Genomic DNA, 23,338 nt, shown 5'->3' with positions numbered 1-23,338 from the left:
GCCCTTGCCGAAACGACCACCATGACGTAACGTTTCACCATGAGCACAACCGATCCCTTCGCCGCCATTGCCGATCCCAATCGCCGCCACCTGCTGGAGGAGCTCAGGCGCTCACCCAAAACCGTCAACGACCTGGCCAATGGCCTGCCAATCAGCCGGCCCGCTGTGTCGCAGCATCTCAAGGCATTGCTGGAATGCGATCTTGTGACGGTGACCACCAAGGGCACACAGCGCATCTATTCGGTCAACAGCCCCGGCTTTAACCGTCTCAATCTCTGGCTCGACCAGTTCTGGTCCTGATGGCGACGACAAGCCAACAGAATTGACCGGCGAAAGCAAGAGGCGGATTTGCCGTCCCGACATCGTCCAACACCCTGCCAAAGACCACACACACCTTGGTATATTGCTGTTTTGCTTTGGCCGATAATCGGCTAAACCGCTCGGCATGATGCGCGCACCATTCCTTGTCTTTCGCAATGACAAAAGCGGCGAGGCTATGACCTTTGCCGAACCGGTCGAAATCGTCTGCGCCCGCAGGGCGGCAGAGATTCGTCCGGCGCTGGCGCGGTTGGATGCGGCGCGACAAGAGGGCTTATGGCTGGCCGGTTTCATCACCTATGAAGCCGGTTTCGTCTTTGAAGACAAGCTTCGTCCCTTGATCCCCGAAAACCGGCCGACACCCCTTCTCTGCTTCGGCCTTTATGATGCGCCACCCGGCGACCATGACCCCTTCGGGGCAGATAGGCGTCCAACGGCCACGCTGTCGGCCCCGCAGGCCGCCTGGCCTTTCGAGGAGTATCGCACCCGTTTCGAAGCATTGCACGCCCATCTGCGTCGTGGCGATTGTTATCAGGCCAACCTGACCATGCCGGTCAAGGCGCAGTTTGAGGGCAGCCCTGAGGACCTGTTTCACACCCTGATCGCGCGTCAGCCGGTGTCATACGGCGCGTTGATCGATTTCGGCGAGGCTTACGGTCCTGCCATCGTCTCGCGCTCGCCGGAGCTGTTTTTCAAGGTGGACGAGGCCGGCTTCATCGAGACCCATCCGATGAAAGGCACGGCACCACGCGGTGCCACGCCTGAGGAGGATGCGGCGATCAAGGCGGCCATGGTCGCCGATGAGAAGACCCAGGCGGAAAACCGGATGATCGTCGATCTCCTGCGCAACGACCTCTGCCGCATCATTATGCCGGACAGCCTGTCGGTACCAAAACTCTTCGAGATCGAGACCTATCCCACACTGCATCAGCTGGTCAGCCATGTGCGCGGCAGACTCAAACCCGGCACCGGCCTTGGCGACATTCTCGCCGCCCTTTTTCCCTGCGGCTCCATCACCGGCGCACCGAAACTCTCGGCCATGCAGATCCTGCACCGGCTGGAACAAGGTCCGCGCGACATCTATTGCGGCGCAATCGGCTGGTGCGATCCGGCGGGGCCGATGCGCTTTTCCGTCGCCATCCGCACGATAACACTCGTAAAAGAAGGGCTTAACAATTCCGGCAAGGCGGTTTTCAATGTCGGCGGCGGCATTGTTTTTGATTCGACCGCCGAAGCAGAGTATGAGGAATGCCTGCTGAAGGCGCGATTTGCGATAGGTGATCAATGGATTTCTCGCTGATTGAAACGCTGCGTTGGGAGCCTGAGAACGGGTTTCTGCGGCTGGACCAGCATCTGCGGCGCTTGAACCGCTCGGCCGATGCGCTTGGCTTTCGCCTGCCGGTCAAGCCGGAGGCGGCGCTGAAAGAGGCTGTGAGCGGCGATGTGGCTCTGCGCGTGCGCCTGATCATGAATTTTCGCGGCAAGATCGAGGTGACCGTCACGCCCTTCGAGCCGGTGGCGGAGAGCACGGTCTGGCGGCTGAAAATTGCCGAAAAGACCAGGCTGAAATCCGACGATCCGCTTTACCGTCACAAGACCTCGCGGCGCGACCCCTATGAGGCAGCAAGGGCCGAATACAGCAAGGACGAAGCCGACGAGGTGCTGCTCACGAACGAGCGCGGCGAGCTTTGCGAAGGCACAATCACCAATCTCTTCGTCGAGGGGCCGGATGGCATATTGATCACCCCGCCGCTGGCCAGCGGACTGCTGCCCGGTATTTTGCGCGCCGATCTGATCCGTGAGCGAAAAGCACGCTCCGAGGTCGTGAAACCCGACATGCTCAAGGGAAAACGCATCTTCGTTGGCAATGCGCTGCGTGGGCTTATCCGCTGTGAGCTGGCCGAGACCGCCGTGAGCAAGGCGGTGGCCTGACACGGACCGGCCAAGCTGAGGCGGTTTTTCCCGAACATCTGTCGATTTACCGGGATAACCCGGCCCCGACAGGGGCAAACCGCATGGGATTCGTCTTTATTCTGTCGCTCAACTGTGATCTAGAGTTTGTCAGGGAAAAGTGGTTACCGGTTTTCCCGCAAAGACAAACGAAAACAAAGATACAAACGAAAACAAAGAAATTGAAAGTCCACAAGGGTCCATCGCAAGTGGTGATCCCGAAAAAACGGACGACAACAAAAGACTATCGCGAACGGCAGAGTCCGGCGACATCCGCTCAGGCTCAGCGGGCCGGTTTGCAGCAAACGGCTTTCCAGGAGACCCTTCATGTCAGACACCACCTATCCGGTCTATGGCGAGATCACCGGCCCGATCGTGATGATCGGCTTCGGCTCGATCGGCCGCGGCACCCTGCCGCTGATCGAACGACATTTCACCTATGACAAGACCCGGATGGTGGTGATCGATCCGAACCCGGACGATCAGGGCATTCTGGCAAAACATGGCGTGAAGCACATTCAGGCCCATGTGACCAGGGAGAATTACAAGGAGCTGTTGAAGCCGCTTCTCACCGAGGGCGAAGGTCAGGGCTTCTGCGTCAATCTTTCGGTCGACACATCCTCGCTCGATCTGATGAAATTCTGCCGCAAGCTCGATGTCCTCTATATCGACACCGTGGTCGAACCCTGGCTCGGCTTCTATTTCGATAAGGACAAGGGCAATGCCGAGCGCACCAATTATGCGCTGCGCGAAACCGTGCGTCAGGAAAAGAAGAAAAATCCCGGCGGCACCACGGCCGTCTCCTGCTGCGGCGCCAATCCCGGCATGGTCTCCTGGTTCGTCAAGCAGGCGCTGGTCAATATTGCCCGCGACACCGGGCTGACCATCGAAGAACCGTCTGCCGATGACCGTCACGGCTGGGCCAAGCTGATGAAGAAGCTTGGTGTCAAGGGCATCCACATTGCCGAGCGCGACACCCAGCGGACAAAAAATCCGAAGCCCCTCAATGTGTTCTGGAACACCTGGTCGGTCGAGGGCTTTATTTCCGAAGGTCTGCAACCCTCCGAGCTTGGCTGGGGCACCCATGAAAACTGGATGCCGAAAAACGCCAAAAAGCACAAGAAGGGCTGCAAGGCCGCGATCTATCTGGAGCAGCCCGGCGCCAATACCCGCGTGCGCACCTGGTGCCCCACACCCGGGCCGCAATATGGCTTCCTCGTCACCCATAATGAATCGATCTCGATTGCCGATTACTTCACCGTCGAGAAGGACGATGAGGTGGTTTTCCGCCCGACCTGCCATTATGCCTATCACCCGGCCAATGATGCAGTGCTGTCGCTGCATGAAATGTTCGGCAATGGCGGCACGGCGCAGCCAGTCCTGCATGTTCTCGACGAGAACGAGCTGGTGGACGGCGTCGACGAACTGGGCGTGCTGCTCTACGGCCACGACAAGAATGCCTATTGGTATGGTTCGCGGCTATCGCTTGAAGAAACCCGCCGGATCGCACCTTACCAGAACGCCACCGGCCTGCAGGTAACCTCCGCCGTTCTGGCCGGCATGGTCTGGGCACTGGAAAATCCGACATCCGGCATCGTCGAGGCCGACGAAATGGATTACAAACGTTGCCTTGAGGTGCAACTGCCCTATCTCGGTCCGGTGGAAGGCCACTATACCGACTGGACACCGCTCACCGGCCGTCCGGGCCTGTTCCCGGAAGATCTGGACGAGAAGGACCCGTGGCAGTTCAAAAATATTCTGGTGCGCTGACACGGTTGGCGTGACCGGGTTGAGCAGGAGTGACAGGCCTGCCGGCGGCGGGTAAAGACCCGCCGTCATCCGCGCTGTGACCCAATGGAAACAGCCAGCTCTTTGTTGCAGCAAACGGCTATTCTGCCGCGGTCAGAGCCAAGGTTAGGGCTTGACGGCAGAGGCGGACAAGAGCTGAATATACCTCACAATGACGAAAATCGGCGCAAGCCGTTTTCAAACTGATGATTTGAGCATGGCGTTCCATGACGGGGCTATTGCATAATTCCTTCAATTGCTTGCAATTTAAGGATTGTATGATGCAATAATCTGTCATGGTACAGCATCCTGCTGGATTTTGATGAAATGCGTGATGCTGAATGTCCGCAACGCCTGAGGGAGACGTGAAATGAAGGTGAAAAGCGCAGCGACCCTGCTTCTGGCCGCTATGGCCCTGTCCTCATGCATGGGACCGGCCCCGCGCGAAATCAGCTATGCACCGCCGCGTCCGCAAGGCGTTGACGGCGCCTGGGTCGATCCGAACGGCATCGTCTCCACTTTCCAGGCTGGCACCTTCACCACCCGCTCGACCGACAACAATGCGCTTTTGGCCTCGGGCACCTATATCAACCAGTCACCAACGCTGGTCGAGATCAACATGACCTCGCTGATCCGCAAGACCCAGTCGCGGGTCAATTGCGCGCTGGTCACGCCCAATCAGTTGAACTGCACCACCGATACCGGGCAGAACTTCTCGCTGCGCCGTCAGCAGATGGCGATGCGCTGAGCCTGGTTGCGACCTGATCCATGAGCCGTTTCTGGAGCCCTTTGGTCCATGGCCTGACCCCTTATGTGGCCGGTGAACAGCCGGCCATGACAGGGCTGATCAAGCTCAACACCAATGAAAGCCCCTATGGGCCATCCCCCCTTGCCATCGAGGCGATGCGCGCGGCGGTCGATGACAGACTTCGTCTTTACCCCGATCCCACGGCAAGAGCGTTGCGCGCTGAAATCGCCGGGCAAAACGGGCTTGATGCCAGTCAGGTCTTTGTCGGCAATGGCTCCGACGAGGTGCTGGCCTTTGTCTTTCAGGCTCTGCTGAACCATGATGCGCCCCTGCTCTTTCCCGATGTCACCTATAGTTTTTACCCTGTCTGGTGTCGGCTTTACGGCATCGATTACCGGGACGTCCCGCTTGATGGGGCCATGCGGATCAGGGTTGAGGATTATCGGCAGGCATGTGGCGCGATCATTCTGGCCAATCCCAATGCGCCAACCGGCATCGCCCTTCCCCTGGCCGACATCGAGACCCTGCTGCGCGACCATCCCGATCAGGTGGTGGTGATCGATGAAGCCTATGTCGATTTCGGGGCGGATAGCGCCATTCCTCTGATTGCCCGCTATCCCAATCTGCTGGTGGTGCAGACCTTTTCCAAATCGCGCGGCCTTGCCGGTTTGCGCGTCGGTTTCGCCCTTGGCCAGCCTCCGCTGATTGAGGCGCTGGAGCGGGTGAAGGACAGTTTCAACTCCTATCCGCTGGACAGGATAACCCTTGCTGGCGCGCTTGCCAGCTATCAGGACCGAGCCTGGTTCGAGGCCTGCTGCGGCAAGGTGATGGCGAGCCGTGAGCGCTTGAGCAACGCACTGCGCGATCTCGGCTTCACCATCCTGCCCTCCTCGGCCAATTTCATCTTTGTGACCCATGCCCATCATGAGGCGGCAAGGCTTTTGCAGGCTTTAAGAGACCGCGCCATTCTGGTGCGGCGGTTTGCCAGCACAAGGACAGAGAATTACCTGCGCATCACCATTGGCAGCGATGAGGAATGCGACCAGCTGGTTGCTGCGCTTCGCGATCTTCTCAACTGATTTTCCCCCACGCAACGCTTCTGTTCTTGTCGTCATATCTTCACTTGCGGTAACGAAACCGTGATGAAAATATGCGGTGGATTTTCACAGGAGAGACGGGATGTCGATGAGACTGAAAACGGGCCTGATCGCCCTTTCCATGCTGGCGCTGTCATCGTCGGCAGCTTTTGCCGATTATCAATTGACCATCCTGCATATCAACGATTTTCATTCGCGTATCGAGCCGATCAACAAATATGACGCCACCTGCTCGGCCAAGGATGAGGCCGCCAACAAATGCTTCGGCGGTGCGGCCCGGTTGAAGACCGCCATTGATGAAACCCGCGCCGCCCTTTCCGGCCAGAATGTCATCACGCTCAATGCCGGGGATAATTTCCAGGGCTCACTGTTCTACACCACCTATAAGGGTGCGGCGGAACTCTATGTGATGAATGCGCTGAAATTCGACGCGATGACGCTCGGCAACCACGAATTCGACGATGGCGAAAAGGCCATCGGCCCCTTCCTCGACAAGGCGAATTTCCCGGTTGTCACCGCCAATATCACCCTGAAACCGGCCTCGGCCCTGAACGGCCATATCAAGCCTTCGACCATTCTGACCGTCGGCGGCCAGAAGATCGGCATTGTCGGGGCCATTACCCCGGACACCGCAGAGCTTGCCTCGCCGGGACCGAATGTCGCCTTCACCGACGATATTGCCGCCATGACGGAAGAAGTACACAAGCTCAAGGCTGAGGGCGTCAACAAGATCATCGCGCTCACCCATGTCGGCTATCATCGCGATATGGAGATTGCCAAAATCCCGGATGTCGATGTCGTGGTCGGCGGTCATTCGCACACGCTGCTCTCCAACACCGACAAGAGCGCCGAAGGCCCCTATCCCACCCTGGTGGACAATCCCGGCGGCTACAAGGTGCCGGTGGTCACGGCCCGCTCCTACGGCAAATATCTCGGCGATCTCACCGTGGTCTTCGACGATCATGGCGTGGTCAAAAGCGCCAAGGGCGATCCGATCCTGATCGATCAGCACTTCGCCCCGGATCAGGCCATGGCCGATCATATCAAGGAACTCGGCGCCCCCATTCAGGCGCTGCGCGACAAGGTGATCGGTGAGGCTGCCGCCAATATCGACAGCACCGAAAGCAATTGCCGGACAAAAGAGTGCCAGATGGGCAATCTCGTCGCCGACGCGATGCTGGACGCCACGAAAAATCAGGGCATCACCATCGCCTTTCTGAATGGCGGCGGCGTGCGCGCCTCGATCGGCGAAGGCAAGGTGACGATGGGCGCAGTGATCACCGTTCTGCCTTTTCAGAACACGCTCGCCACCTTCCATCTCAAGGGTTCGGATCTGCGCGCCGCCCTGGAAAACGGCGTCTCGCAGGTGGAGGATGGTGCTGGCCGTTTCCCGCAAGTGGCAGGCATGCGCTTCAGCTTCGACCGCTCGAAACCCGCTGGCAGCCGCATCACGGATGTCGAGGTCCGTGAGGGTGATAATTTCGTGCCGCTCGACGAGGCCAAAACCTATGGCATCGTCAGTAACAATTACATGCGCGCCGGTGGTGACGGCTACAAGATTTTCGCCGCCAGGGCGGAAAACGCCTATGATTACGGTCCCGATCTGGCCGATATTGCCGCCGATTACATCACCAAACACAGCCCCTACAAGCCCTATACCGATGGCCGCATCAAGGATGTCACGCCTGCCGGTTACGTCGCCCCCGCCGCTCAGCCGAAAACAGCAGCAGGTGCTGCGGCAACCGCACCCAGCAAATAAGGACAGGTTTTCCCAATCAGAAACCGGCCTTGGATAAGGCCGGTTTCTATTGATCCCCATCTCGAAACCGGCACGCAAAACGCTCAAGCACTTTTGCTGGAATTAGCTTTTGTTCAGCGCAATTCGCGGACGCAAAACCGCTTCGCACTTTTGCTGGAATTAGCTTTTGTTCAGCGCAATTCGCGGACGCAAAACCGCTTCGCACTTTTGCTGGAATTGCTATGGACACTGATCCAGCAAAGCGGCAAAACCGTAATGACGTGAGTGAAAACGTGAGCAGGACAATCCAGATATGAGCGTGAACCATCTTCCCAGCGATCACCCGACCGTCAATTTCGGCAAGGTCGGCGTTCTGCTGGTCAATCTCGGGACGCCGGATGGCACGGATTACAAATCCATGCGCCGTTATCTGGAAGAATTTCTCACCGACCGTCGGGTGATCGAGTGGTCGCGGTGGCTGTGGTATCCGATCCTGTACGGCATCGTGCTGAACAAGCGCCCGCAAAAGGTCGGCAAGGCCTATGAGACCATCTGGAACAAGGATCTGGATGAAAGCTATCTGCGTACCTATACCCGCAGCCAGGCGGAAAAGATGGCGCAGCATTTCAAGGACATCCCGAACATTGTCGTCGACTGGGCGATGCGTTACGGCCAGCCGTCGATCCGCTCGCGCATGGATGCCCTGCAAAAGGCTGGCTGCGAAAAAATTCTCGTCTTCCCGCTCTATCCGCATTATGCCGCCGCCACCACCGCCACCGTCAATGACGAGGCTTTCAAGGCCTTGCTTGCCATGCGCTGGCAGCCGGCGCTGCGCACCGTGCCGCAATATTCAGACGATCCCGTCTATATCGAGGCGCTGGCAAACTCGATCACGGCCCATCTGGCCACACTGGACTGGGAGCCCGAGGTGGTGATCACCTCCTATCACGGCATCCCCATGTCCTATTTCAAGAAGGGCGATCCCTATCATTGCCAATGCATGAAAACCACGCGGCTTTTGCGTGAGCATCTGGGCTGGTCAAAGGAAAAGCTCATGGTCACCTTCCAGTCCCGTTTCGGACCGGAGGAATGGTTGCAGCCCTATACCGACAAGACCGTGGAAAAACTGGCCAAAGACGGCGTCAAGCGCATTGCCGTGCTCAATCCCGGCTTCGTCTCCGACTGTCTGGAAACGCTCGAGGAAATCGCCGAACAGGCGAAAGAAAGCTTCGAGCACAATGGCGGCGAACATTTCACCCATATCCCCTGCCTCAACGACAGCGATGACGGCATGAAGGTTCTCAATCACGTCGTGCGCCGCGAATTGATGGGCTGGATCTAAAGCATGTCGGGTTTTATTGCCCTCAATAAAACCCGACATGCAAAAAAACAAAGAGTTAAAGTGTTTCCGGTTGCGCAGACATTTCCCGGGTCAAAACGCAAGCCGCAATGATCAGACGCAAACCAAGACACCACTACGCGGTCTATAAGCCGTGTAGGGCTACCCGCTCGCGCCTCAAGCACAATTGCACTTCACCGAAAAACAACCGCTGATATAAATACATAACAACATGCTTTTACAAGCATTTTTTAATTATTCCAGAATAGGGTCAATCTGGGAGCCTGATGAGGCGGTTTGGAAACCATCACGGTCATCATCATCTGGTTATTGGAGCCTGCCGGTGACTGCCGCAGGTGAGGATCAGTTCGGCGGAATGATTTTGTGAATACGGGTAGCAGCTTAGCGGGCTTGCGTCTTGCGTGTTGTTTTGGAGATTCCTATGAAAATTACAGGGAAAATCACATCCCTTGTCGCCATCCTCTCTGCTGCGGTTCTGGTGGTGGGGGCGCTTGGACTGTTTGTGGTCCTGCAATATCAAAGCAAAACATCCGAACTGATGAATATTTCGGAGCGCGCCTATCAGGGAGAACATCTGAATCGGCTGGTCACAACCGTGGTCATGGATGCCCGAGGAATTTACGCGGCCAAAAGCAAGGAAGGCACTGAACAGTTTGGCAAGGGCATGCTCGCCAGTCTCGATAATATGGACGAGACAATTGCGGCATGGCGCAAGCTGATCCCGGCACAGCAGGTCGACACGTTCAATGCCATGGAACAGAAGGCCAAGGAATTCCGCAGTTTCCGCACCGAAACCATTCGCCTTGGCCGCGAGGAAGGCCCCCCGGCCGCCAATCTCCAGGGCAACAACGAAGGCAACCGCACCAATCGCAAAAACTTTCAGAAAGAGATCGACAAGATCATCACCGCCGACAAAGCCGAGCTGAAAACAGTACAGGCATCATTGGCGCGCTTCCGTCTCGATATGATGCTCATCATTGTCGTCACCAGTCTCGTCGCCGTCATTGCCAGCATTGTCATCGGCCTGCATATCGGCCTCAACCATTTGAGCCGCCCTATCCGCAAGCTGACAGAAGCGATGAAAATAGTGGCCAGTGGTGATTATAACGCAGACGCCCCCTTCATCGGCAGGCAGGATGAAATCGGTGAAATGGCCGATACGGTCGAGGTGTTCAAGCGCAATGGCCTTGAGGTCAACCGGATGAATGAAGAGGAACGCGCACTGCGCGGCAAGAGCGACGACCTGCAGTCCAGCATGTCCGGTGTCGTCACCGCCGCAGCCGCTGGTGACTTTACGGCCCGCATAGAAAAACAGTATGACGACGTCAATCTCGACCGTTTTGCCGCCAATATCAACGGACTGCTCTCCGGTGTCGATAAAAGCGTCACCGAAGTGGGCCGGATCATGGGCGCGCTTGCGGCGGGAAATCTCACCCAGGAAATGACCGGGCAATTCGCCGGCATTTTCGAGGAATTGCAGGCCAATGTGAATACGACTCTGTCCAGCCTGCGCGATATCATCGTCGAGGTCCGGCACAAGGCCGACGCTATCAACGGCAATTCGCAGCAACTGAGCAGTGCGGCAGGCGACCTGTCACAACGCACCGAACGGCAGGCTGCCGCGCTTGAGCAGACATCGGCCGCGCTCGAACAGATTACCAGCGTCGTGCGCAACACCTCCGACCGTGCGCAGGAAGCAAGCAAACTCGTTGGCGAAGCCAAGGAGAATTCGCAGGAATCAGCCACCATCGTACGCGAGGCCGTGACCGCCATGGAGCGGATCGAACACGCGTCGAGTGAAATTTCCAACATCATCGGCGTGATCGATGAAATTGCCTTCCAGACCAATCTTCTGGCGCTGAATGCCGGCGTCGAAGCCGCCCGTGCCGGTGAGGCGGGCAAGGGATTTGCTGTCGTTGCTCAGGAAGTGCGCGAGCTTGCCCAGCGCTCGGCCAATGCCGCCAAAGATATCAAGGCGCTGATCACCAAATCCGGCCAGGAAGTCGCGGGCGGTGTGCGCCTGGTGCAGAAAACCGGTGCCTCTCTGACCCAGATCGAAAGCCGGGTTCTGGAAATCAACGATCATATTCAGGCAATCGCCAGCGCGGCAAAGGAACAGGCGACCGGCCTCAATGAAGTCAGCACAGCCATCAACCAGATGGATCAGGTGACCCAGCAAAACGCCGCCATGGTCGAAGAGACCTCCGCCGCCACCCAGAAATTGCATGACGACGCCGTGGACCTCACGAGCCTGCTGCAACGCTTCAACACCGGCACCGGACAGAGCAGGATGGCTCCAGTCTCTGTCACACCGCACGCCCCGGTCGCAGCGCCTGTGGCAAAACGGGCAAGCGTCAGCCAACCCCGTGTCGCAGGCAAGACGTCGGCACCTGTCGCCTCGCCCGCACGCCAACAGGTCAAATCCCTGCAACGCGCCTTCAGCAAGCCCTCCTCCGGGCCAGCAACTGCAGCGCGGAAGGCAGAAGACAATTGGGAAGAATTCTGATCAGCAAAAAGGGAGGCGAAAGCCTCCCTTTTTATTCGGCCTCAAAAGATAGAGCATCGGAGCGGAAACCGGAAACCGGTTTCAGCCCGGCCCGCCTTTTTCAGCAGTCTGTTAAGCGCGGCCTTGCGCAAAAGATGTTCACACCCCGCGCCGGTTACCCCAGATCAGCACATGCAATTGCGGCAGAACCCGCGCGTTGAACCAGCGGTCCTGCACCACCTTGTCCACCAGCCAGCGCATCCGTTCCATGATGCCGTCCATGTCGATCACGGCATCCTCTTCCTCGGGCGGCGGCGGCGTGTGGTTGCCCGGTTGGAGATAGACGGGCAGGTGTGGATGCCGGGCCGCCGCTTGCCGGGCATAGGCATAATCCGCCTCATCGAAGACAATGAATTTCAGCACCGTCTGCGGCCCGCCATCAGAGGCGTCAATGCAGTCCGCCAGCTTTTGCCAGTCCGTTTCCATGCCGCTTGATGGTGGTTTGGGCGACAGCACCAGCACATCAAGATCGGCAAACCAGTCACGGGCAAGCGAACCCTGCGTTTCCAGCGCAAAGCGATAACCGCGCCGATGGCCGTGGTCGATCAGCCCCCCAAGCGGCTGGATCGCCGGATTGCCGCCCGACAGCGACACGATCAGCGGCACGCCGCCAGACAGCTTTTCCACCTCGGACCAGATTGCCTCGACGCTCATCGGCAGCCAGTCCTCGCGAAACCGGCTTTCCACCGCATGCAGGCTGTCACACCATGAGCAACGGTAATCGCAGCCGCCGGTGCGCACAAACACGGTCGGCTCGCCGATCAGCACCCCCTCGCCCTGAATGGTCGGGCCGAAAATCTCGGCGACGCGGATGACGCCCTGCTCCGCACTCACGGACGATACTCCGCCCAGGTCTTCTGCGTTTCGCTGACCTTGACGGCAGAGGTTTCGGCAAAGCGCGCCTTGCACCAGTCGTAAAAATGCTTCGCCAGACATTCCGCCGTGGTCTTGTCGTGACCGAGCACATCGTTGAGATGACGGTGGTCGAAATGATCATCGATATAGGTCTTCAGCGCCTTCAGCTCATGATAATCGCGCAGGAAACCGTGTTCGTTCAACTCGGTCCCGGCAAGCTCGACCATAACGATATAATTATGCCCGTGCAGCCGGGCACATTGATGATCGGCTGGCAGGTTTTTCAGTTGATGCGAGGCGGAAAAGTGAAATTCCTTGGTGATGCGATACATGGTCACACGCCCTCGGCCTTGAAGCCGCCGTCATGCGCCCTGACCGCCGCCTTCCAGAAATCCGGGTCTTCATAGACGGTCGGATCGGCAATTCCCGCCAGATGAAAGGCCTCGCGCCGCTCGACACAGGTGCCGCAACGGCCGCAATGATGGGCGCCGCCCTTGTAACAGGACCAGGTTTCGGCAAAGGGCGTGTTATATCTTGCCCCCTCGCGCACGATATCAGCCTTGGAAACGGTGACGAAAGGGGCGAGAAGTTTCACGTCGGCATAGCCATCCAGCGCATGGTTCTGCATGACCTGAAAGGCGTCGATGAAGCCGGGACGGCAATCGGGATAGATGAAGTGATCGCCGCCATGCACGGCAACGGCCACGGCATCGGCCTTTTTCGCCGCCGCCACGCCGAAGGCAATCGCCAGCATGATCGCATTGCGGTTCGGAACGACCGTGACCTTCATCGTTTCTTCGGCATAATGCCCATCCGGCACATCGATATTGTCCGTCAGCGCCGAGCCGGTCAGGCTTTGGCCGATGGTGGTGATATCGATGATCTGATGGGGCACGCCAAGGCGCTCTGCCGCACGGGCGGCATGATCCAGCTCCTTTTTATGGCGCTGGCCGTAATCGAAGGAAATCAGGCCGACCAGTTCCTGCTCTGCCGCCATCTTGTCGGCAAGCGACACGGAATCCAGTCCGCCGGAGCAGACAACAAGCGTTTTCATGGTTTCATCCTTGTTTTGTAACCGGGTAGGCTGCGACCGGTGGTAAGAACCGGGGGTCTCATAGAGGATTGTGGCCCCTTTGAAAAGGTGCTGTGCAATCAAAGCCGCGACAGCCGGGCGAGATCAGGGAAAATTCTACTGCATTTCAGGTAAATTTTGGTGCTGCAAACGATGATTTGCGCAAAAGAGTCGGTTATTGTCCTTTTCAACCGAGAGACCAAAAAGGCCTATTCCGTGCGCAAAACCGCTTTGTTAACCACCGTCACCACACTCCTCCTCACCACCTTTGCCACCAACGCCGCTCTTGCCGGCGAAACGCTCGACCGGGTGAAGAAAACCGGCGTCATGGTCGATGCCGTGGTCAATGATTATCCGCCCTTTGCCTATCTGAACGACCAGAACCAGCTCGATGGCTTCGATATCGATGTCGGCAAGGCGGTGGCGGCCAAGCTCGGCGTCAAGCTGAAGCTGGAAACGCCCGGCTGGGAAACCATCATCGGCGGCCACTGGGCCAAGCGCTGGGATGTGGCGATCACCTCTTCGACGCCGACGGCGGAGCGGGAAAAGGTCGTTGATTTCCCGGTGAATTATTATTCTGTGCCCGCCGTTCTGGTGGTCAACAAGGATGAGAAAAACATCAAGTCGATTGCCGATATCTCCGGCAAGCGGGTCGGCGTTGGCACCGGCTCCTCCTACGAGGCCTATGTCAACCGCAATTTCTCCATTCCCGGAGAGCCGCCGATCAAATTTCCCTTCCATGACGTCATGGCCGTGCCCGGCGACGAGACGGTGAATTTCCAGAATCTGGAACTTGGTCCCGGCGTGCGTCTCGATGCCATCATCGCCTCGCTCGGCACGGCGGAAGGCTTCACCAAGAATGGCGGCAAGCTGAAAATCCTTGGCGAACCGCTGTTTGCCGAACCCAATGCCGTGGTCACCGACAAGGGCGATCCGGAATGGGACGCCGAATTGAAGCGGGTGGTTCTCGAGCTGCACAAGGACGGTACGCTCGCCAAAATCTCGGAAAAATGGTTCAAGACCGATATCAGCAAATATGCCTTCAAAGATTGAGGACATGAGCCTGATGGCTGGCCGTCCTGCCATAACAGGCAAACCACCGATCATGTCATTCAGCGCCAGGGTCCGGCTCGTCTGGGCCCTGCTGCTGCTGGGCCTCATCTTCGTTTTTTCGCGCATGGGGCTGGATTTCGGCCTGATCGAGCAGAAACTGCCGTTTCTTCTGGGGTTGAGACTCTCTCCGGAAGGCATGGTGCAGGGTGCAGTGCTGACCGTTGTCGTGACCATTGCCTCGGCGGGCTTTGCCCTGATCGTGGCTGTGCTGACGGCGCTCGGACGACTATCGAAAAACCCGGTGGCCTTTGCCTGCGCCACATTTTACGCGTCGTTTTTTCGCGGCACGCCACTGCTCGTTCAGGTACTGATCATCTATCTGGCGCTGCCGCAGGCGGGTCTCATTCTGTCGGGCTTCACCTCTGGCGTTCTGGCACTCTCGCTGAATTACGGCGCCTATCTGGCTGAAACCATCCGTAGCGGCGTTGCCGCCGTTGCCCATGGCCAGCGCGAGGCCGCCCGAGCGCTTGGCCTCAAACCGGCACAGATCGCCTACAAGATCATCGCGCCGCAGGCCATGCGCATCATCGTGCCGCCCGCCGGCGCGCTGTTCATCTCGATGCTGAAGGATTCCTCTCTGGTCTCGATCATGGGGCTGTGGGAACTGAATTTTCTCGCCCAGTCCTTCGGCCGATCGACCTTTCACTATATGGAAATGCTGCTGACCGCCGCCGCGATCTACTGGATCATGTCGATCCTGCTCGAACTGGTGCAGGCGCGCCTGGAAAAACGCTATGGACGCGCTTACGGCGACAGCGAAAGGAGACAGACACAATGACTGATACGCTCCCCCCTTTAAGGATTTTCGATGGCGGCATGGGCCGTCTGCTGGAAAAGCTCGGCGCGCCCTTCCGCCTGCCGGAATGGTCGGCCTTGTCGCTGATCGAAGCGCCGCATTTCGTCCGTCAGGCACATGACGCCTATATTGCCGCGGGCGCCGATCTCATCACCACCAATTCCTATGGGCTTGTTCCGCATATGCTCGGTGAAGAGCGCTTCTCGAATGACGGTCTGCGCCTGACGCGGCTTGCCGGAGAAATTGCCCGCGCCGCCGCCGATGCAAGCGAGCGGCCCGTGGAAGTGGCGGGCTCGATACCACCGCTCTTCGAAAGCTACCGACCGCAGCTTTATCGCGGCGATGAGGCCCCGCGCATCCTCAACAGCCTGATCGAGGGCCTGCGCCCCTTTGTCGACAGCTGGCTGATCGAGACACAAAGCTCGACGCTTGAGGCGTTGACGGCGCTTGAAGCCGTCAAGGGCGACGGCAAGCCGGTCTATGTGTCCTACACGATCAAGGACGAAAAAGGCCGGACAGCCGCACCGGAACTGCGCTCCGGCGAGCCGGTGGCGGATGCCGTTTTAAAAACCTTCGAGGCGGGCGCTGCCGCCGTGCTGTTCAATTGCAGCCAGCCGGAGGTGATGGGGCCTGCCGTGCGCGCCGCCCGCGCCGCCCTTGCCGGAACCATCCATGCCGATAAACCGCTTGGCGTCTATGCCAATGCCTTCGAGCCGGAACCGCCGTCCGACAGTCCCTATGAGGCGATTTCCGAAATTCGCAACGATCTCGATCCGGTCCATTATGCCAATCTTTCGGCAGACTGGATTGCCGATGGCGCAACCATCATCGGCGGTTGCTGCGGCATCGGCCCGGACCATATCGGCGAGCTTTGCGCTCGGCGGCTGAGGCTTTCCTACCGCCGATAGGGCCGTTATCTGGGCCGGTCTTTGGCGCAGTTTGAATCCTGAAACACGGTTTATCACGAACCAGACCCCGTCACACTCATCAGAGCCTGACGGGGTCTGGTTTTTTGTTTGCCTTTTGCGGCGCCATGCCTCCCGTAACCGAACGCCACTGCAACATTTTGAATTTTATCAAAAATCTCTTCTTCAATCACATCCGATCCAAGGGGCCGCTCATCTGGAACCCGCTTTAGACACATCCATAAATGTTGCAACACAAAACAATAAGCGTTGTTAAAATTTCAAAGTATCAATATTTTACATAATATATTTCTGACCATTTTTGGGTTTTAAAAGCAAAATATAATACAACACTGTCACATTAATAAAATATATTTCAACCATCGGTCACTAAAAATTACAAAAATGACATGATATCGAATGCTGCACTAAAAACGAACATAAGATACTTGAAAAATAAAGTAATTATGATCGTTATACATCAAACATAGAGAGAGGGTATCTATGCTCATCAAGAAGATTCTCCTGAGCGGCGCAGCATCGCTCGTTGCACTGTCCGGCGTTCACGCCGCTGACGCCATTGTCGCAGCCGCTCCGGAACCGGCAGACTATGTCCGCGTCTGTGACGCTTTCGGCACCGGTTATTTCTACATTCCCGGCACCGAAACCTGCCTGAAGTTTGGCGGCCAGTTCCGCTACACCTTCAAAGGCAATGATCTGAATGACAAGAAGGACGCCAGCACGGGGACAACTGGCGCCAACTGGGCCGATGAAATGCGCGCGCGCATCAACATCTCCACCAAAATGGATTCCGAACTTGGAACCATCGGCACCGACGTTCAGCTTCACAGCAAGTGGAAGAGCGGCAGCACCAGCGATGGCTTTGAAGCCCGCCTTGCCTACATCACCATTGGTGGCTTCACCATCGGCCGCATGACCAGCTTTGTCGACAACAACGGCAACAACTCCTATTGGCCGAGCTTTGTCAGCACCAATCTCGCCAATGGCGATTCGGTCATCACCGGCATTCGCTACGAAACCACGTCCGGCCCGCTCAAATTCGGCGTCGGCATTGATGACCTGCAGGATTCGCAGCTGGCCACCAGCCAGAGCCCGAAATTCAACAAGGATCTCGGCTTTGAAACCCAGCTGAGCTACAAGCAGGACAGCTTCTCCAGCTATATCTGGGGCGTTTACGACAATCTCGCCAAGCACGGCGTTGTTTACGGCCATGCCGAAAATGCTTTCGGCCCGCATCTCATACAGTTCGATGCGGAATATGCCTCCGGCATCAGTTCGTTCGAAGGCAAGTATAACTGGGCTGTCAGCGCTGATTATACCTATACCGTCAACGACAAGCTGACGGTCGGCCCCTCCGTCGCCTACAACAAGTATTTCGACAGCGTCAACAACGGCAAGGGCTTCTGGACCGTTGGCGGCGACACCTATTACTACCTGCAAAAGGACAAGAACACCAAGACTTTCGTTCAGGCCGGTCTTGGCTATGATACCTACGACAAGGCGCTCAACTCTTATCTGCGCCTGCGCCGCGACTTCTGATCGCAGCCATCACATCGCCATGGAAAGCCTCGCCCTGCGGGGCTTTCTTTTTTTCCGCCCATGGCAAGTGAGAGGAAGAATGCCTAAATGCTTCTTCAAGACGCCAAGCAAGGGGGTTTCCATGACCGGCTTCGATATTCTCGTGATTGCCCTGGTGGGCTTTGTCGTTCTGGTGCTGATCGCCGGGATCAAGACCGTGCCGCAGGGCTATCGTTATACGGTGGAGCGCTTTGGCCGTTACACGCGCACGCTGGAGCCGGGCCTCAACCTGATCACTCCCTTCGTCGAGACCATCGGCGCGAAAATGAATGTGATGGAGCAGGTGCTGAACGTGCCGACCCAGGAGGTCATCACCAAGGACAATGCCAGCGTTACTGCCGATGCCGTCACCTTCTTTCAGGTGCTGAATGTGGCACAGGCCGCCTATCAGGTGAAAAATCTGGAAAACGCCATTCTCAACCTGACCATGACCAATATCCGGTCGGTCATGGGCTCGATGGAACTGGACGAGCTTTTATCCAACCGCGACGCCATCAATGACCGGCTGCTGCATGTGGTGGATGACGCCGTCAGCCCCTGGGGCATCAAGGTCACCCGTGTCGAGATCAAGGATATTCAGCCGCCAAAGGACCTTGTCGATGCCATGGCGCGACAGATGAAGGCCGAGCGTGAAAAACGCGCCCAGGTGCTGGAGGCCGAAGGCCAGCGCAATGCGCAGATCCTTAAGGCCGAAGGTGCCAAACAGGCCGCCATCCTGCAGGCCGAAGGCAAGCGCGAGGCCGCTTATCGCGAGGCCGAGGCGCGCGAGCGGCTGGCCGCCGCTGAAGCCCAAGCAACGAAACTGGTATCCGAGGCGATTGCCGCCGGCGATGTCAACGCCATCAACTATTTCGTCGCGCAGAAATATACCGAGGCCATGAGCGCCATCGGCACCGCCAGCAATGCCAAAGTGGTGCTGATGCCGATGGAAGCGTCTTCGCTGATCGGCACGCTGGGCGGCATTGGCGCCATTGCCCGCGATGTTTTCGGTCCGGATGCGACGCCGCCGCGCACCCCGGCCCCGCGGACGACCGCGCCGCGCAGCACGCCAAGCGTCAGCCCGTTTAGCCCGCCTTCACAGGAGTAAGCGCGATGATCATCGCCTGGGTAAACGAGCTTGGTCTCTGGAGCTGGTGGGTCGGCGGGCTGATCCTGCTGGCCGCAGAACTGATGATGCCCGGCATGTTTCTCGTCTGGTTCGGGATGGCGGCGCTTCTCACCGGCATCCTGTCACTCGTGTTCTGGGGCGCATCTTTCTGGCCCTGGCAGGTGCAGATGCTCGTCTTTGCCGCCCTCTCGCTCGCCTCGATCCTCATCGGACGGCGGATTCTGGTGAAAGACCGCGACCGCAGCGATGAGCCGCTGCTCAACCAGCGCACCGCAAGCCTCGTTGGCCGCACCGCCACGCTGGAAAGCCCGATCCGCGAAGGGCGCGGGCGCATCCGCCTCGATGACACGTTCTGGACCGTCAACGGGCCGGATCTTGCCGCAGGCGTCCGCGTCAAAATCGTCGCGGCCCATGGCCGGGAGTTAACGGTCGAGGCCGTCTGATCACGTCAATTTCAGAATCAAAGAAAAGATCAGGCTACGCCGATGCGCAAAAGATCGTGGAAATGCACGATACCGCTCGGCGTGCCATCCGCCTCGGTGACGAACAGCGCCGAAATATTGTGCTTGTTCAGGATCGCCATGGCGGTGGTGGCAAGCGTGTCACGCTTCACCGATTTCGGCATTTTCGTCATTACCTCTTCCACCTGCCGCTCTCCGAGATTGCGGGTGAGATTACGGGCGATATCGCCATCCGTAATGATGCCGACAAGATGACCATCTGCATCGACAATACCGACGCAGCCGAACCGTTTCTGCGACAGCATGATGATCGCTGCCGGCACCGATGTGCCAACCGGCACCAGCGGCACATCATCGCCGATATGCATAATGTCGCCGACATGGGTCAACATCGCACCGAGCTTGCCGCCGGGATGAAAAACCTTGAAATCTTCTGCGCCGAAACCGCGCGCTTCCAGAAGCGCCAGCGCCAGCGCATCGCCCATGGCAAGCTGCATCATCGCCGATGTGCTGGGTGCCAGGCCGTGCGGGCAGGCTTCCGGCACCTTGGGCAGCAGCAAGACCAGATCGGCCTCGCGTGCCAGGGTCGAGGCTTCGCCCGAGGTTATTGCAATCAGCGGAATGGAGAAACGGCGGGTAAAGGAGATGATGCCATGCAACTCGCTGCTTTCGCCGCTCCAGGACATGGCAATCACCACGTCGTCACGGGCAATCATGCCGAGATCGCCGTGATTGGCCTCTGCCGGATGAATGAAAAAGGCGGGCGTGCCCGTTGAGGCAAAGGTTGCGGCAATCTTGCCGCCGATATGGTGGCTCTTGCCCACGCCGGTCACGATCACGCGGCCGGAGCTTTTGCCGATCATGTCGATGGCGCGGCAGAACGAACCGGCCAAAGGTCCGGTCAATGCCTCTTCCAGCGCGGCAAGACCGGACTGCTCGGTTGAAATGACCCTCAGCGCCGATTGAACAGCGCTTGCCTCGACAAGTTTTACAGCCAGTTTGTTCATGAAATTTCCTTAAACCGAAACACCGCAACTGTCCATTCACCCTCTTCCTTCATCCGAAAGAAAGGACAGGCTCGTGTTGCAAGATTGCGTCCTCAAATGCGGCGGTTTGAGGAAAATTCAAGGCTTTCTTCGTCATCTCCGACTGGCGTCGTCAATTCAAGAAATAATTAACCATGAGCCTTTACGTTTCGGTAAACACATCGAAACAGGATCGCGCAGAGCCGATGAGGGCAAGGCAGGACAAGAAGCCCGGACGGACGCTTTACGGCGGCTTCATGCTGCTGGCTGGCGTCATCTCAGCCATGCCTGCCGCCCATGCACAGGAGGCAGACAGCGGCTTTGTCCTGCGTGGCGTACCCACCACCAGCGCCGATCCCTCCGCATCCGCCTCAGACACCGATACAGGTGGCATCGCCCCCACCCTGCCCGCCACGGCAGCAAGCGACACGACAACGGCAGCCACGTCTTCCTCTGCCGCCCTTGCCGCATCCACCACGACAGAGCGCAGCGACGCGACAGCCGCTGATCTGGACCGGCTGCGGATGGGCAAGGTAACCGACGATGCGCTGGACGCCAGCCGGATCAATCTCCGACAGTCGCCGATCGACGAACGCCGGTCCCTGAAAAAAACCGAGGATGACGGCACCGGCATCAAGCTCGGCACGATGATCCTGAGGCCGGAGGTCAGCCAGGGTGTCACCGTCAAGAGCGAGACAGATGGTAGCTCGAAGGACAAGACCACCTATTGGGATACAGGGCTCAAAGGCACGCTGACTTCGGACTGGGCCCGCCATCAATTGAAAATCACCGGCCAGGGCGATTTTCGCCAGAAGATCGCCGGTGACGGCAGCAACGACCCCTCCGGGCGGGTGGATGCCGAACTGCGGCTCGATCTGGCCGATGACATGGCCGCAAAGCTGACGGCAGGCTATGGCTATAGCCGCGAAAGCAACACCGACCCCAATGCCATCCGCAATGCGCAGGTGCAATCCGGCGTCAACCAGTTCAGCACCGGCGCGGTGCTGGAAAAGGATGTGGGCCGCCTGCGTGGATCGGTCGGCCTCGGGCTGGAGCGCTATGTCTATTCCGACGCCAAGCTTGCCGATGGCAGCCTGCTGTCCAATTCCGACCGCAACCGCAACACCGTGACATTGACCACGCGCCTCGGCTATGAACTGTCACCGGCGCTGATCCCCTTCATCGAAGCCTCGGTCGGCAAGACCCGCTACGATCAGACGCTGGACAGTTCCGGTTATGCCCGTTCCGGCAATCTCTACGGCCTCAAGGCCGGGATCACCTCGAATTTCGACGAAAAGCTCAGCGGAGAAATTGCACTCGGCTATAAACGCGCCACGTTCGACGACAGCCGCCTCGATGCACTTGGGGCTTTTGCGCTCGACAGCACGGTCAACTGGTCGCCGCATCGCGGCACCGATGTGAGCCTCGGCTTCAACACATCGATCGAGCCCTCGACCACGGCAGGCGTCAGCGGCGATGTCGCCTATGCGCTCACGGCCGCCGTCGCCCACCAATTGCGCGACAATCTCATTGCCCGCCTCACCGGCGGCACCACCTGGCGCGATTATCGAAGCGCCAGCCAGCCGAACACGGTCTATTACACGGCAGGCGGCGGCCTCACCTATTCCCTCAACCGTTATCTCGATCTCAACACCGATCTCACCTGGGAATATACCGACAACAAGACCAGCCCCGGCGACAGAACCCTGACGGCAAGCGTTGGCGTGACGGTGAAGCGGTAAAGAGTCAATCGTCTCCTATTTTTCACCTGCGACATTCGACACAACGTCTCTGGCCAGAGCGGCAAATAATGTATCCCTGCCCTTTCTGGATAGCGTCGATCCGGACAGGAAAGCGGTCACAATGACGGAATGACCATCCGGAAAAGTCAGAATTCCGATATCGTTAAACGCTGCCGTCACACCATTGAGAGACACGGATGTCCCGCACTTATCTGCAAAAACGATTCCGGCTGGAAGACCTGCCCGAAGACGCCGTGGCATCGTCTGGTTTTCCATCATTGACAGCAAAAGACGTGTCGAGTCTTTTGACAACAAGCGTTCCCGCCACAAAAGCTCTAAAAACAAGGCAGAGGCATCCGGTGTTGAACGATTGCGCGGATCCGATAGAAAATCCCGATATCCTTGTTCGAGACGCAAAAGACGCGCCTCAACCGTCTCACCACGTGGAGGATGATGGCCAGCATTAAGCCCGGAAAATACCTGCTCGACACCTCCTTCATCTAGGTCAACACGCATATCTTTGATGCCATTCTCCTGCAGGAATTTTGTAACGTAGGCAGGACCGCCGAAGGAGCGTAAAAGCGCATCGATAGCCGTATTGTCGCTTTTGCTGACAGCAGCCCGTAAAAGCTGCAGGACTGTAAACGTCATTTCTTGTCCCTGAAACCTTCGGGCAATCTCGCTGGCTCCGCCCCGCAAATCCTGGCGCCTGATGATGACCGGCTGCGTGAGTGACACCTCTTGACGATCCACCATCGCCAGAATCGCGGCGGCAGACGGCGCCTTGAAAACGCTCATCATCGGGAAAGCCTGATTGCCGTTGATCTCCCAGCGTCTTCCTGATGTCAGATCAACCACCGTCACCCCTAAACGGCCTGGCAGTGCAAAGGTCGCAAGCTCTTTCAACCGGGCTTGAAAATCGGTTGATGACGATGGAGGATTATCTTTACCAGATGCCCCTGAGGCGAATGACGGCTGAACTTTCAAGCAAAGCTCTACCGCCGCCAATAACAGTGAACGATGTAAAAAATTTCTCCGTTTCACAAGAAATCTCCCAAGAGCATCCACCACCTGATGCATTCAGCACAACACTCTACAGCGCCGTGCGTTTTATAAAA

General features: G+C 57.9%; 21 protein-coding genes. 16 read left to right on the top strand and 5 right to left on the bottom strand.

Annotated features, from left to right (window positions below):
• Positions 1-39: 39 nt before the first annotated feature.
• From NAC44_RS00840 to NAC44_RS00800, 9 genes are all read left to right on the top strand, one after another.
• Positions 40-300, top strand: coding sequence for an ArsR/SmtB family transcription factor (locus tag NAC44_RS00840; RefSeq protein WP_250936926.1), 261 nt, complete (start codon positions 40-42; stop codon positions 298-300).
• A gap of 148 nt (positions 301-448) precedes the next feature.
• On the top strand, positions 449-1,618 hold the full coding sequence (locus NAC44_RS00835) for an aminodeoxychorismate synthase component I (RefSeq protein WP_250937603.1): 1,170 nt from the start codon (positions 449-451) through the stop codon (positions 1,616-1,618).
• Positions 1,603-2,250, top strand: coding sequence for an aminotransferase class IV family protein (locus tag NAC44_RS00830; protein ID WP_250936916.1), 648 nt, complete (start codon positions 1,603-1,605; stop codon positions 2,248-2,250). Before NAC44_RS00835 ends, NAC44_RS00830 begins: the two co-directional genes overlap by 16 nt.
• A 345-nt stretch (positions 2,251-2,595) precedes the next feature.
• Positions 2,596-4,038 (top strand): homospermidine synthase, encoded by a 1,443-nt coding sequence (locus NAC44_RS00825; protein WP_250936915.1) that lies wholly within the window; start codon positions 2,596-2,598, stop codon positions 4,036-4,038.
• A 388-nt stretch (positions 4,039-4,426) separates the two neighbouring features.
• Positions 4,427-4,804 (top strand): outer membrane lipoprotein Omp10, encoded by a 378-nt coding sequence (omp10, locus tag NAC44_RS00820; protein WP_250936913.1) that lies wholly within the window; start codon positions 4,427-4,429, stop codon positions 4,802-4,804.
• Between the two features lie 20 nt (positions 4,805-4,824).
• Positions 4,825-5,883 carry a histidinol-phosphate transaminase gene (gene hisC / locus NAC44_RS00815; RefSeq protein ID WP_250936912.1) on the top strand — a complete coding sequence of 353 codons (1,059 nt, stop codon included), beginning with the start codon at positions 4,825-4,827 and terminating at the stop codon, positions 5,881-5,883.
• A gap of 100 nt (positions 5,884-5,983) precedes the next feature.
• Positions 5,984-7,660, top strand: coding sequence for a bifunctional metallophosphatase/5'-nucleotidase (locus tag NAC44_RS00810; protein ID WP_250936910.1), 1,677 nt, complete (start codon positions 5,984-5,986; stop codon positions 7,658-7,660).
• Positions 7,661-7,952: 292 nt separating this feature from the next.
• Positions 7,953-8,981: a ferrochelatase gene (gene hemH, locus NAC44_RS00805; RefSeq protein ID WP_250936908.1), complete on the top strand. Its 1,029-nt coding sequence runs from the start codon at positions 7,953-7,955 to the stop codon at positions 8,979-8,981.
• 439 nt (positions 8,982-9,420) lie between these two features.
• Complete coding sequence (locus NAC44_RS00800) at positions 9,421-11,505, top strand: HAMP domain-containing methyl-accepting chemotaxis protein (protein WP_250936907.1); 2,085 nt, start codon at positions 9,421-9,423, stop codon at positions 11,503-11,505.
• Between the two features lie 138 nt (positions 11,506-11,643).
• Here NAC44_RS00800 and queE read toward each other — a convergent pair whose 3' ends face one another.
• Genes queE through queC form a run of 3 tightly spaced genes read right to left on the bottom strand, consistent with a single transcriptional unit; the run spans position 11,644 to position 13,453 of the window.
• Positions 11,644-12,456 carry a 7-carboxy-7-deazaguanine synthase QueE gene (gene queE / locus NAC44_RS00795; protein WP_250937602.1) on the bottom strand — a complete coding sequence of 271 codons (813 nt, stop codon included), beginning with the start codon at positions 12,454-12,456 and terminating at the stop codon, positions 11,644-11,646.
• A complete protein-coding gene (gene queD, locus NAC44_RS00790) occupies positions 12,375-12,731 on the bottom strand; it encodes a 6-carboxytetrahydropterin synthase QueD (RefSeq protein WP_250936906.1) in 357 nt (118 codons plus the stop codon). The genes queE and queD overlap by 82 nt, the downstream gene beginning before the upstream one ends.
• A gap of 2 nt (positions 12,732-12,733) precedes the next feature.
• Positions 12,734-13,453 (bottom strand): 7-cyano-7-deazaguanine synthase QueC, encoded by a 720-nt coding sequence (gene queC / locus NAC44_RS00785; protein ID WP_250936904.1) that lies wholly within the window; start codon positions 13,451-13,453, stop codon positions 12,734-12,736.
• A gap of 234 nt (positions 13,454-13,687) precedes the next feature.
• Between queC and NAC44_RS00780 the strand changes: the two genes are divergently transcribed.
• The 6 genes from NAC44_RS00780 (at position 13,688) to NAC44_RS00755 (ending at position 19,435) form a co-directional block, all read left to right on the top strand.
• Positions 13,688-14,524 (top strand): transporter substrate-binding domain-containing protein, encoded by an 837-nt coding sequence (locus NAC44_RS00780; RefSeq protein WP_250936902.1) that lies wholly within the window; start codon positions 13,688-13,690, stop codon positions 14,522-14,524.
• Positions 14,525-14,576: 52 nt separating this feature from the next.
• Positions 14,577-15,362 carry an amino acid ABC transporter permease gene (locus tag NAC44_RS00775; RefSeq protein WP_250936900.1) on the top strand — a complete coding sequence of 262 codons (786 nt, stop codon included), beginning with the start codon at positions 14,577-14,579 and terminating at the stop codon, positions 15,360-15,362.
• On the top strand, positions 15,359-16,288 hold the full coding sequence (locus tag NAC44_RS00770) for a homocysteine S-methyltransferase family protein (RefSeq protein WP_250936899.1): 930 nt from the start codon (positions 15,359-15,361) through the stop codon (positions 16,286-16,288). The genes NAC44_RS00775 and NAC44_RS00770 overlap by 4 nt, the downstream gene beginning before the upstream one ends.
• Before the next feature lie 501 nt (positions 16,289-16,789).
• Positions 16,790-17,845: a porin gene (locus NAC44_RS00765; protein WP_250936897.1), complete on the top strand. Its 1,056-nt coding sequence runs from the start codon at positions 16,790-16,792 to the stop codon at positions 17,843-17,845.
• A gap of 121 nt (positions 17,846-17,966) precedes the next feature.
• The gene (locus tag NAC44_RS00760) at positions 17,967-18,971 is read left to right on the top strand and encodes an SPFH domain-containing protein (RefSeq protein ID WP_250936896.1); all 1,005 of its coding nucleotides are present in this window, start codon (positions 17,967-17,969) and stop codon (positions 18,969-18,971) included.
• A gap of 5 nt (positions 18,972-18,976) precedes the next feature.
• Positions 18,977-19,435, top strand: coding sequence for an NfeD family protein (locus NAC44_RS00755; protein WP_250936889.1), 459 nt, complete (start codon positions 18,977-18,979; stop codon positions 19,433-19,435).
• 29 nt (positions 19,436-19,464) lie between these two features.
• On the opposite strand, the gene NAC44_RS00750 is transcribed toward NAC44_RS00755, so the two are convergent.
• On the bottom strand, positions 19,465-20,460 hold the full coding sequence (locus tag NAC44_RS00750) for a KpsF/GutQ family sugar-phosphate isomerase (protein WP_250936887.1): 996 nt from the start codon (positions 20,458-20,460) through the stop codon (positions 19,465-19,467).
• Positions 20,461-20,633: 173 nt separating this feature from the next.
• Here NAC44_RS00750 and NAC44_RS00745 point away from each other — a divergent pair, with 173 nt between their 5' ends.
• The gene (locus NAC44_RS00745) at positions 20,634-22,220 is read left to right on the top strand and encodes an outer membrane beta-barrel protein (protein ID WP_250936885.1); all 1,587 of its coding nucleotides are present in this window, start codon (positions 20,634-20,636) and stop codon (positions 22,218-22,220) included.
• 15 nt (positions 22,221-22,235) lie between these two features.
• Here NAC44_RS00745 and bla read toward each other — a convergent pair whose 3' ends face one another.
• Positions 22,236-23,300, bottom strand: coding sequence for a class A beta-lactamase (bla, locus tag NAC44_RS00740; RefSeq protein ID WP_250936883.1), 1,065 nt, complete (start codon positions 23,298-23,300; stop codon positions 22,236-22,238).
• Positions 23,301-23,338 lie beyond the last annotated feature (38 nt).

Origin of the sequence: Allorhizobium sonneratiae, assembly GCF_023700755.1 — a bacterium.
GTDB lineage: Bacteria > Pseudomonadota > Alphaproteobacteria > Rhizobiales > Rhizobiaceae > Allorhizobium > Allorhizobium sonneratiae.
This window is presented reverse-complemented; position numbering and strand designations above follow the sequence as displayed.